The 11,625-nt window shown below is 52.4% G+C and carries 7 protein-coding genes; 6 read left to right on the top strand and 1 reads right to left on the bottom strand.

The genetic code is table 11. The annotated features are described in order from the left end of the window. Positions 1-62 precede the first annotated feature (62 nt). Positions 63-467: an alpha/beta fold hydrolase gene (locus DUE52_RS01885; RefSeq protein ID WP_114404227.1), complete on the bottom strand. Its 405-nt coding sequence runs from the start codon at positions 465-467 to the stop codon at positions 63-65. Between the two features lie 556 nt (positions 468-1,023). Between DUE52_RS01885 and DUE52_RS01880 the strand changes: the two genes are divergently transcribed. The 6 genes from DUE52_RS01880 (at position 1,024) to DUE52_RS01855 (ending at position 11,567) form a co-directional block, all read left to right on the top strand. Beyond that, entirely contained in the window at positions 1,024-3,387 is a 2,364-nt protein-coding gene (locus DUE52_RS01880) for a TonB-dependent receptor (RefSeq protein ID WP_114404226.1), read from the top strand. Positions 3,388-3,442: 55 nt separating this feature from the next. Further along, positions 3,443-4,687 (top strand): PepSY-associated TM helix domain-containing protein, encoded by a 1,245-nt coding sequence (locus DUE52_RS01875; protein WP_114404225.1) that lies wholly within the window; start codon positions 3,443-3,445, stop codon positions 4,685-4,687. A gap of 174 nt (positions 4,688-4,861) precedes the next feature. Further along, complete coding sequence (locus tag DUE52_RS01870) at positions 4,862-6,175, top strand: dienelactone hydrolase family protein (RefSeq protein WP_229312031.1); 1,314 nt, start codon at positions 4,862-4,864, stop codon at positions 6,173-6,175. Between the two features lie 95 nt (positions 6,176-6,270). Beyond that, positions 6,271-8,376: a right-handed parallel beta-helix repeat-containing protein gene (locus DUE52_RS01865; RefSeq protein WP_114404224.1), complete on the top strand. Its 2,106-nt coding sequence runs from the start codon at positions 6,271-6,273 to the stop codon at positions 8,374-8,376. A 110-nt stretch (positions 8,377-8,486) separates the two neighbouring features. Next, complete coding sequence (locus DUE52_RS01860) at positions 8,487-9,749, top strand: SGNH/GDSL hydrolase family protein (RefSeq protein ID WP_114404223.1); 1,263 nt, start codon at positions 8,487-8,489, stop codon at positions 9,747-9,749. A 174-nt stretch (positions 9,750-9,923) separates the two neighbouring features. Beyond that, complete coding sequence (locus DUE52_RS01855) at positions 9,924-11,567, top strand: TldD/PmbA family protein (protein ID WP_114404222.1); 1,644 nt, start codon at positions 9,924-9,926, stop codon at positions 11,565-11,567. Positions 11,568-11,625 lie beyond the last annotated feature (58 nt).

Here is an 11,625-nt window from a genome sequence, read left to right as displayed (position 1 = left end):
TGCCCATTGGAAAACTAGGAATATTGTCTCTTCAATGTTCACTTATCCACAGGTGGCCCAGTTTACATCGGCGCGGGTGGACCAGCATTAATCGGTGTAAATGGCCCAGTTTGGAGTGGCATATTCACATAGGGCGGTGGAATGTTTAAGGTCGTCAAGATGGCTTTTAAGTTTTCAGCCACTACTTTAACCGTCGGCATTTGGTAAACTTTCTCGGATTTTTCCACACCGGCCCGGTCATAGGCAAAAACGGGAGCGACCTTGGCCAGTTCATCCATCACCAGGTTCCAATTGCCGAGTCCCATTCCGAGTCCATTTTCGAAAATAAGGATGGGCTCATTGGCCTTCCTTTTTTCCAATCCTTTTACGGATACATGGAAAGTATGGCCATTGGCGTTGACGAATTTTTCCTGGGCGGAGGTGACCAACGAGCTGATTATGAGGGATAACAGAAAGGCTACTTTCATTTTTTTGGGTTAGTAAGACGCTCAAAATTGCGTTGTAGAATGTGACGCCGTTGGGATAAGCCCCCACTACAACGCCGGGTCGATACGGGGTACCGCAAAGCCTTCGTTTGTTCAACTATAATTTTAGTTTATGAGGGCGTAAAAAACAACTAAGTATTTAGTTTTTTATTATCAATCCAGCAAACCTTCAGCGCCAGTGGGTGAGAAGCGGTTTAAACTACTTTTACGCGTAGCTCCTGACCCACGACGTATGCATAACCCAACCTGGCCGTTTGCCGATTTTGCCGCTAACAACCCCTGTTCACAATCTCCAGGAAAGGCCAACAGAGCCTGAAATCGCTATTTTTTGCCAAAATAGTTGCGATCGCTTCTGATCCATTGTATGTTTGCCTAATTATTTTTAATAAGTCTAAATAAGTATAAAGATTGCCAGAAAGAGTTGAATCCGTCTTTTACTTATTGATAACCCATAAAAAACCCGGTGCACTGTCGCCAAACCTTACACCGGGTATCCGTCAAATCATCCGCTAAAACGATTAACAGAGTAAACAAAAGTATGAAACATTTTACACACCTTGTGCTTATCATCAGGATAAGCATTTGCCTCCTCTTTGTCCAAATTTTCTTCTCCACGTCCTACGCAGAAAACCGACCGGGAGAAGCCGGAAAAGGAACCATCAAAGGCTTCGTTCAAACCGCTGACGGTAAACCCGCCGGATTCGTAAACGTTTCTTTGAAAGGATTGACCAAAGGGTCGATTACGAATGAAAAAGGTGAATACCAGATCAAAAACGTACCGGAAGGCGCGCAAACGGTGGTTGTTCAATTACTCGGCTATTCACCGGTTGAACTGAATGTGACCGTTGCACCGAATGAAACGACCACGATTCCGGCCATCAGCCTCAACGAAGATTCGAACACCTTGCAGGAAGTCTGGGTGCGGGGCAATGTGAACAAATTTGCCCATAAAGAATCGGATTACGTGGCCCGTCTGCCGCTTAAAAATCTGGAAAACCCGCAAGTCTACACCGCCGTCAACAAAGCGTTAATCAGCGACCAGGTAATCACCGATTTCAAAGAGACGTTGCGGAACGTGCCGGGCGTTGCCCCGCTTAATAATCCGGCGGGCGGAACGGGTGCCACCATCCGGGGATTTACGGCGAACACAACCATCCGCAATGGCATGGCTGTTCAGATTTACCAGTCGGATGTTATCAATCTGGAACGCGTGGAAGTCATCAAAGGTCCTTCCGGTACGTTGTTCGGTTCCAGTCTGGTGGGTTTCGGCGGACTGATCAACCAGGTCACGAAAAAACCGTTCGAAACGTTCAAAGGCGAGGTTGCCTACACAGCGGGAAGCTACGAACTGAGCCGCTTTACGGCCGATATCAATACACCGTTGAACGCCGACAAAACGGTTTTGTTTCGGGTGAATGCGGCTGCTCACTCGGAAGGGTCGTTCCAGAATTATGGTCACAACCGTCGCTATACGGTTACGCCCAGTCTGTCGTACAAAGTGGATGACCGGTTGTCTTTTTTATTCGACGCGGAGCTGAATTCGACGAACCGATCGACGGTTGCGTATTATCAAAACTTACCGAGAACATCTTATCGTAACTTTAAGGATATTCCCATTCCCATCAAAACCTCGCTCGGCGGAGAAAACATCGACGCCAGTATTACCGCACTGAATTATTCGGCGGGTGCCCGGTACGTGATCAATCCGCAGTGGACCTCACAAACGAACGTGGCCATTGGCAATAACCGCATCGAACACAGCAACCAGATTTACCCCAACTGGACCAGCGATACGACCTTTAACCGCAACATCTCGAACTACGGCCCCCGGATTTTTACCTCCATCAACGCCCAGCAGAATTTTGTGGGTAATTTTCAGTTGGGTGGCTTCCGAAACCGGCTGTTGGTGGGTGTAGATCTTTACACCTTTACGAGTCAACTCCGGTTTACGGACGTCGGCACCTACGATGTTGTCAATACGAAGCGGCCGATTCCCGGCATCAATCTGGAAAAAGTGAATGCCATCGTAGCGACCAAAACCAATTCCAATAACGAGACAAAGCTGAGTACCTACAGCGCCTACGCGTCGGATGTGATCAATCTGACCCGGAAACTGGTCGTGATGCTGAGTGTGCGGGTGGATCGCTTTGTGAACAATCCTACCATTACCAACGGCGTGGCCGCTAAAAATGATTATGAGCAGACGGCGGTATCGCCCAAATTCGGGTTTGTTTACCAACTCGTGCCGGATCAGGTGTCGGTATTCGGGAATTACATGAACGGTTTCCAGAATGTGGCGCCCGTGGTTCAGCCCGATGGAACGACCTCGGTCTTTAAGCCCCTGAATGCCAACCAGTGGGAGGTGGGCGTGAAGGCCGAAGCGTTCAACCGGAAACTCAGCGGAAGTGTCAGTTACTACGACATTGCCATTCGCAACGCGACCCGCGTCGAAAATAGCTTCACGCTTCAGGACGGTTCCCAGCAAAGCAAAGGATTCGAAATTGAGCTGATCGGTAATCCGGTAGCGGGGCTGAATATCGTTGCCGGTTATTCAAAGAATGAAAATAAAGTGGTTAAAGCCGCTGATTTTGTCGGCAATTACGTCGCTCAGGCCCCCACGGATTTTGCCAATCTCTGGGTGACGTACAAGTTTTCAGGAAGAACGCTGCGAAACCTGGGTCTGGGATTCGGCGGTAATTACGTTTCGGATTGCTATTTCGACGCGGCCAATCGGATCACCATTCCGGGGTATACCGTCCTCAATGCGTCGGTGTTTTTCGACCAGCCGAAATGGCGGTTCACGCTCAAAGGCAATAACCTGGCCGACGTGGCTTATTTCTCCAACTGGGGTTTGCCCCAGCCACTGCGGCAGGTAACAGGTTCACTGACCTTCAAGTTCTAACCGACCGGGCGTTGCTGAAAGGCAACGCCCGGTTCCTTTCCATTGTCCGGCAACCATGAAGAAATCGAACCGCTCTCTTTTCCGACGAGTCAACGAATGGCTCCACTTATGGCTGGGCCTGTTTTCAGGCATCGTCGTATTTGTGGTGTGTTTAACCGCCTGTTTTTGGGTGTTTCGGTATGAAGTGTGGTATTTTACGGAGCCTTATCAACGGGTTGTTCCCCAAAATCAGCCCTTTCTGCCGCCCTCCGTGCTGTTAAAAAAAGCCGATGCGTTCGTTTTTCAACAGGAGAAAAAGCACGTTGCGTTCACGGCGATTACCTACGGCGCGTCGAATAAATCCGTTTTTACGACCTATCCGTTTTCGGAAGGCAAGTACCGACAGGTTTTTCTAAATCCGTATACGGGAGCGATCATTCACCATAAAAAAGGCCCTTCCACCGCCGAATCGTTTTTCATTTTCGTCCGAAGCGGGCACCGGTTTTTCTTTCTTCCGCCCAAAATCGGCAGCCCCGTCGTCGGAACCGCCTGCCTGATTTTTGTGATTACCATGATCACGGGGCTGATCTGGTGGTATCCGAAAAAATGGACCTCAGCGACCCGCCAGAAGAGTTTCGCCATCAAATGGAAGGCAAACTGGAAGCGGGTGAATCTGGATCTGCACAATGTGCTGGGCTTCTACTCCCTGCTGGTGGCCCTGGCCTTGACAATTTCCGGGATCGTCTACAGTTTTCGGTGGTTCGACAAAGCGTATTTCTGGGCATTGACCGGGAAACCGTATGCGGGCATTTACGGAAGTGAAGAGGGTCATCCGGTATCTGATACCACCCAGACCGTCCGTTTGTATTCGAAACCCGAAGATCGGCTCTGGCAGTTGGTGCGCCAACAACAGCCGGGTGAGTTGGCCCGACTCAGTATAGCGTTTCCCAAGGAAGCAAAAGACCCGTTTGAGGTGGCCATCAATCCGAAAGAAGGAACCATTTATAAAACCTACGAACGGTTTTTTGATCAAAACACATTAAAAGAATTGCCGTCTGAAGAGTCGCGAAAGTATGAACAATTATCGGCGGGGGAGAAGCTTTACCGGATGAATTTCGACATTCACGTCGGACAGATTGGGGGGCTGCCCACGAAAATACTGGCCTTCTTCGTCAGTCTGATCGGGGCCAGTTTACCCGTAACCGGTTTTCTGATCTGGTGGTTTCGGGGAAAAAAAGGAGGGAAGAAATCCCGGATTTCGACCCATCAGGCCAGCGACATCAATGCGAAGGAAGTGGCCCGCGTAGGGAAACCGACCTAATCGTGGACCCGGGAGGATAGCCCGTGCTTCGTGTGGGCGGGCTATCCCTTTTCCAGACAACCAAACGATTTTATTGGACTCCTTATAGCCCGATTCAGCCGCAATTCGCTAAAATTAGCGGGTGTTCCCTTCTTTTCTGTTCCGGGACAAATATCTTTGGCCGACGCGTACGAAATGGCTAAAGTCGATATGAAATCCAACCAGACCCGCAGAACGTTTATCAAGGCATCGGTACTGACCGGGACCGTTCCCTTTTTGCCTCCCGGCATTGGTTTTGATGCGGTCGGAGAAAATCAAACCAATCCCATGACTCCCGAAATGGTACCGGAAACGAAGAGTATTATCGGCTTGTATGGCTCCTGGGCGGCTTCGCTTCAGACGCAGCCTTCTCTTTCGTTCCGAAATGCCCGGTGGAAGCCGGAGCAGTTGACCCGCTGGAAAAAGGAAGCCCTGGAAAAAACGCGGGAATTGGTGGCGGCTCCTCCGCCACCGGCCACGCCCGAGGTCCGCATCGACCGGACCTTCGAGTATGACGGCCTGATGATCGAGGAGATTAGCTGGCAGCTTCCCTACGGCCGGCCCACCAGGGCGGTTGTTCTGAAGCCTAAGGGAGCCAAAGAACCGTTGCCCGCCATTCTGGCCCTTCATGACCACGCCGGGAAGAAATATTTTGGGTATCGAAAAATCGTCAAAACCGGGGATGATCAGCATCCATTGCTCACCGAACACCAGCGTGAAGATTACAGCGGAAGGGCCTGGGCCAATGATGTGGCCAGGCGGGGGTATGTGGTGCTGGTGCACGATGCGTTTGCGTTTGGCAGCCGGCGGGTGTTGTATGAGGATGTCGTCGATTTGAAATACGAAGGACTCGATACGAGGGGGAAGACCGATGCCGATCCGGAAAAAACGGAACACATCGAAGCCTATAATAAATGGTCCGCCGAGCATGAACACGTCATGTCGAAGTCCTTGTTTTGTGCGGGTACCACCTGGCCGGGCGTTTTTCTAAGCGAAGATCAGGTTGCGCTGTCCATCTTGTGTGGTCGAAAAGATGTTGATGCCCAGCGGGTTGGCTGTGGTGGCTTGTCGGGCGGGGGACTGCGAACCGTGTATTTGGCCGGCATGGATTCCCGGATCAAATGCTGCGTCTGCGTCGGGTTTATGACCACGTGGGACGATCTGACGCTTCACAAAACGTATACGCATACGTGGATGACCTATACGCCCTTATTGCCCCGCTACCTTGATTTTCCGGAGATTCTGGGCCTGCGGGTGCCGCTTCCCACCATGATTCAATGTAACAACCAGGATGAGTTGTATACGCTCCCCGAAATGAAGACTGCCGATAAAATACTGGGTGAGGTTTTTAAAAAAGCCGGGGCCGAGGATCGCTACGCGGGGCGGTTTTACGACGGCGAGCACAAGTTTGACAAAGACATGCAGACCGATGCTTTCGACTGGTTTGACCGGTGGCTGAAAAAAGCATAATAAGCCGGACTGTCGCACCTCCTTTTGGGTTTGCCGTTTACACACTAGTAAAATGCGGCTGCGACTGGCTTTTGAAGGGAGTACATTCCTAAACCATGCGCAAAACTGTTCCTCTTTTCCTGCTTTCCAGCCTTTTGCTGCTGGCGATTGAATCCGTTGCCCAAACGATCTACGTGGCTCCTTCGGGCAGCGACAAAAACCCCGGAACGATCCAGAAACCGCTGGCAACGCTCACGGGTGCCCGCAACCGCGCCCGGCTGCTGCGCCGGCAAAAACCGCCCACCAAACCCCTCGAAATTGTGGTTCGGAAAGGGGAGTATGTCCTGAATGAACCGCTGCTTTTGACCGCCGAAGATTCCGGTACCGAAACCGCTCCGCTGGTGATCAAAGGTGAAGCGGGCAGCATGCCGGTTTTTTACGGCGGCATGCGTCTGAACCGGTTTGAGAAAGTGTCGGACGACCTCTGGAAAACCGACGTGCCGGAAGTACGCCGGTATGGCTGGTCGTTCGAGCAATTGTACGTCAACGGGCAGCGGGTCGTTCGCGCCCAAACGCCCAATACCGGTTTTTTTCAGCCGAAAGCCGTCACCGAAACCGTCCTGAGCAAAGGAACGGGGCCGTTTGCTGATTTTTCCGCTCAGAAAATTACGGTTTCGCCGGAGAGTCTGGACTGGCTGGTCCGGCTCCCGGAAGCCGAATTGAGTCAGGCGGTTTTGACGTTCTACCACCACTGGGACAACACCCGCAAACCGGTGCTGGCCGTCAGCAAAGCCGATACGGCACTCTACATCGCCGGCGAAGGTCTGAAGCCCTGGAATAAAATTACCAACCATTCCCTGTTTGTCATCGAAAACCTGAAAGCGGCTCTGGATGCCCCCGGCGAGTGGTTTCTCGAAAAAACCGGGACTTTGTATTACCGCCCCCGGCCCGGCGAAACCATCGATAACGTCACGGTTTTTGCGCCGGTTAACGAGAAATTCGTCGTTGTCAAAGGCGATGAAACCGGTGGCAAGCGGGTGAAAAACATCCGGTTTGAGAACCTGTCGTTTCAGGTGGCGGGCTACCGAATGCCGCCGTTTGGCGTGGAACCCGAGCAGGCGGCCGCACGCGTGGAAGCCACCATTCAACTCGATTTTGCCGACCGGATCAGCTTCATAGACTGCGAAGTGGCACATACCGGCGGCAGTGGCCTCTGGTTTCGGCGGGGTTGCGCCAACGGCCGGGTGGAGCGGTGTTACCTGCACGATCTGGGCGCGAGTGGCGTCAAAATTGGCGAAACCGTTATCCGGCCCGATTCGTCGGAACTGACCCACCACATTACCGTCGACAACAACATTCTGCGGTCGGGCGGTCACGTTTTTCCCTGTGCCGTGGCCCTAACGATCTTTCACGGTCGGGATAACGTGCTGTCCCACAACGAAGTGGCGGATTTCCGGTATTCCGGTGTGTCGGTCGGCTGGGTGTGGGGCTATGCCTTCAGTCCGTCGAAGCGAAACCGGGTCGAGTTCAACCACATTCACCACCTTGGCTGGGGCGTTCTGAGCGACATGGGCGGGGTCTATACACTCGGTGTTTCGGAAGGAACCGTGGTGTCGAACAATGTAATCCACCACATTTACGCCTTCGATTACGGCGGCTGGGGGCTGTATACCGACGAGGGTTCGACGGATATTGTGATGGAAAACAACCTGGTGTATGCCTGCAAAAGCTCCGGTTTTCACCAGCATTACGGCAAGGACAACATCATCCGCAACAACATTTTTGCCGACAATATCAAGGCGCAGCTCCAGGCCACCCGCGTCGAACCGCACCGGTCATTTTCGTTTACCAACAACATTGTTTATTACAACAGCGGCACCTTGCTAAGCAGCAACTGGGCGAAATTCAACCTGTTGGCCGACCAGAATTGCTACTGGGATGCCCGATCGAAAGAACCGGTTTTTGGCAAACAATCCGTGAAAGAATGGCAGGAGGTGGGAAAAGACGCCCATTCCATTATCGCCGATCCGGGTTTTATCGATCCCAAAACCTTCGATTTTCGGTTAAAGAATACCGACGTGGTCAGCCGGATCGGTTTTAAACCGTTCGATTACAGCCAGGCGGGTGTTTATGGAACGATGGCCTGGCGCAACAAGGCCCGGCTGGATTCGGCGGTTGCGCAGGAATTTGACCAGATGGTCGCCCAACACGAGAAAAGATAGTGTAAATGCACCCCTAACCCCCTGAAGGGGGCTAAATCATCCGGATTTAAAAGCCCCCTTCAGGGGGTTGGGGGTATTTTAGAGGTAGGATATTTAATTTTCGCTCAACTATGCGGTTTTCCTTTTTTGTTCTCATTACGATTTCAGTATTCACGTATTCTGCTCAGGCGCAGACCGATACTTTATCCGAAAGCCGGGAGTTTCTGGGCAGGGAGGGGTTGCCCAATTTCTTTCAGAAAGCGCAGAAAGGCGGCCCGGTTTCCATCGCCTATTTTGGCGGCAGCATCACGGAGGCCGGCAATGGCTGGCGGGAGCAATCACTGAGCTGGTTGCAGCAGCAATACCCGAAAGCCAACCTGACGCACATCAACGCGGCCATTGGCGGAACCGGCTCCGATCTGGGTGTTTTCCGGCTGAAAGAGCATGTGCTGGTGCATAAACCGGATCTGGTATTTGTCGAGTTTGCGGTCAACGATGGCGGTCAGCAGCCGACCAAAATCCACAAAGCGATGGAAGGCATTGTTCGGCAAATCTGGCGGCAAAACCGGCGCACCGACATTTGTTTCGTCTACACCCTGAACGCGCCCATGGCTCCGGCTTTGCTGGCACGCCGGATGCCAAACTCCGTGCGGGCGATGGAAGACATTGCGAATCATTACGGGATTCCGTCGGTGCATATGGGCCTGGAAGTGATTCGATTAGACCGTCAGGGAAAGCTGGTTTGGGGCGGTAAAAAAGAAGACTTTCCCGATAAGACGGTTTTTGCTCCCGACAAAACGCACCCGTATTCCGATACCGGTCACCGGCTGTACGTGGAAGCATTGAGCAAGGCATTGCAACAGATTGCCACCGTGGGCAAACCCGGCTCCCATGCCATCCCGAAGCCGTTTGTGTCCGACAACTGGGAAAACGCGCAGATGATTTCGGTGCAATCGATGACCCGACAGGGCGACTGGAAAGAGCTGACCCCGACGACCGATACCGTGGCCCGCCAACTCCGCAACCGGTTTCCCTATCTCCTGAAATCGAACCAACCGGGGGCGTCGATTCAGTTCAAAATCAAAGGGACGATGGCGGGGATTTACGATGTCATCGGTCCCGGTTGTGGGCAGTATGCAGTGACGGTCGATGGCACACCCGGTGCGCTGTATCCCCGTTTCGACAGTTATGCCACCTATTACCGCTCGCATTATTTCTTTTTGCCGACCCTGGACGAAGGCACGCACACCATTACGCTGACGGTTTCGCCGGAACCGCTGGACAAAGCCGCCATTCTCAAAAACCGCAACCAGACCATCACCGATCCGCGCAAGTATGCCGAGAACGCCGTCTACGCGAGTCAGTTGCTGATCATCGGCAAGCTGGAAAAGTAGAAAAAAGCGACCATTAAAAACAGACAGTTTTTTGCCCTTTTGGCTATTTTTAACCACTTTCGTACTCTGTTTCTGCACCACTGAGTAGCTACCTCTCTATTTTCTCTGAAAAGTACGTGTCAAATCTATAGTCAGTTTCGATTTTTTCGTATTCCATAACTCCATCAACAATCCATGAGAAGAAGGGATTTTATCCAACTCTCCGGTTTGGGAATGAGCGCTCTGCTGGGCGGTTCTGTTCCTGTGCTGGGCAATACGGTTTCGTTGCATCAACTGCTTGAGCCCCGCGCCGATGCCGCTCTGAAGAAAAAGCTGGCCGATGTGGCCCTGAACGCGGCCAAAAGCAAGGGGGCGACCTACGCCGACGTTCGGATCGGGCGGTATTTGCAGCAATTTGTGTTCACCCGCGAAATGAAGGTGCAAAACATCACCAATGCTGAGTCCTACGGGGTTGGCATCCGGGTGATTGCCAACGGAACCTGGGGGTTTTCGGCCACGAGTGACGTTCGGCCCGAAGCCATTGCCAAATGCGCCGAAACCGCCGTCGCCATCGCCAAAGCCAACTCCAGAATCCAGAAAGAACCCGTCGATCTGGCTCCGCAGAAAGGTGTGGGTGAAGTGGCCTGGAAAACACCCCTGAAGAAAAACGCCTTCGAAGTGCCGGTTCAGGAGAAAATCGATCTGTTGATGAAAGTGAACGGCGAAGCGATGAAAAACGGAGCCGGTTTTGTGACGTCCAACCTGTTTTTTATCAACGAACAAAAATATTTTGCCTCCACAGATGGCTCCTACATCGACCAGGACATCCACCGGATCTGGCCGACATTTACGGTGACCGCTGTTGATCGTCAGGCCGGTAAGTTCAAAACCCGGGATGCGCTTAGCTCGCCGATGGGCATGGGCTATGAGTATCTGGACGGTCTGGCGGGCGATAAAATCCCCGGCCCGAATGGCTTGATCAGTTACCGAAACTCCTACGACATGGTCGAAGATGCGACGGTAGCGGCCAAACAGGCGAAAGAGAAATTATCGGCCAAGTCGATTCAATCCGGGAAATATGACCTCGTGCTGGATCCCAACCACCTCGGCCTGACCATCCACGAATCGGTCGGCCACGCGACGGAACTCGACCGGGTGCTGGGCTACGAAGCCAATTATGCCGGAACCAGCTTTGCGACGCTCGACAAGTGGAAATCCAAAAACTTCAATTACGGCAGTAAGCTAGTCAATATTGTGGCCGACAAAACCCAGCCGCTGACACTCGGGACGGTGGCCTACGACGACGAAGGGGTTCCGGGCAAAGAATGGGACCTCATCAAAGACGGTATTCTGGTGAATTACCAGGCAACCCGCGATCAGGTGAAAATTCTGGGTGGCACCGAATCGAACGGGTGCAGTTACGCCGACAACTGGGATTCGATCCAGTTTCAGCGGATGCCGAATGTCTCGCTGAAACCCAGTGCTGAAAAACGCTCCGTGTCCGACATGATAAAAGGTGTCGATAAAGGCATTTATATTCTGGGGCGTGGTTCGTATTCCATTGACCAGCAACGGTATAACTTCCAGTTTGGCGGCCAGGTATATTACGAAATCAAAAACGGTCAGATTGTCGGTATGCTGGATGATGTCGCCTACCAGTCGAACACGCAGGAGTTCTGGAATTCGTGCGCGCAGCTTTGCGACAAGGACGATTACCGGACATTCGGTTCGTTTTTCGACGGGAAAGGCCAGCCTTCGCAGATCAGCGCCGTCTCCCACGGCTGCCCCACCACCCGCTTCAACGGCGTGAATGTCATCAATACCGGTCGGAAGATATAAATTAGGTTTGAGGTTTAAGGTTTAACGTTTAAGGGGCACCTTACCTAACCGTTGAATC

Origin of the sequence: Larkinella punicea, from assembly GCF_003334855.1 — a bacterium.
GTDB lineage: Bacteria > Bacteroidota > Bacteroidia > Cytophagales > Spirosomataceae > Larkinella > Larkinella punicea.
Note: the sequence above shows the minus strand (reverse complement) of the source record. Positions and strands in the feature narration are given on the sequence as shown.

Excerpts from the sequence above, each read along its gene's own strand:
- DUE52_RS01885 (WP_114404227.1), bottom strand. The coding sequence starts at position 467 with ATGAAAGTAGCCTTTCTGTTATCCCTCATAATCAGCTCGTTGGTCACC.
- DUE52_RS01880 (WP_114404226.1), top strand. The coding sequence starts at position 1,024 with ATGAAACATTTTACACACCTTGTGCTTATCATCAGGATAAGCATTTGC.
- DUE52_RS01875 (WP_114404225.1), top strand. The coding sequence starts at position 3,443 with ATGAAGAAATCGAACCGCTCTCTTTTCCGACGAGTCAACGAATGGCTC.
- DUE52_RS01870 (WP_229312031.1), top strand. The coding sequence starts at position 4,862 with ATGGCTAAAGTCGATATGAAATCCAACCAGACCCGCAGAACGTTTATC.
- DUE52_RS01865 (WP_114404224.1), top strand. The coding sequence starts at position 6,271 with ATGCGCAAAACTGTTCCTCTTTTCCTGCTTTCCAGCCTTTTGCTGCTG.
- DUE52_RS01860 (WP_114404223.1), top strand. The coding sequence starts at position 8,487 with ATGCGGTTTTCCTTTTTTGTTCTCATTACGATTTCAGTATTCACGTAT.
- DUE52_RS01855 (WP_114404222.1), top strand. The coding sequence starts at position 9,924 with ATGAGAAGAAGGGATTTTATCCAACTCTCCGGTTTGGGAATGAGCGCT.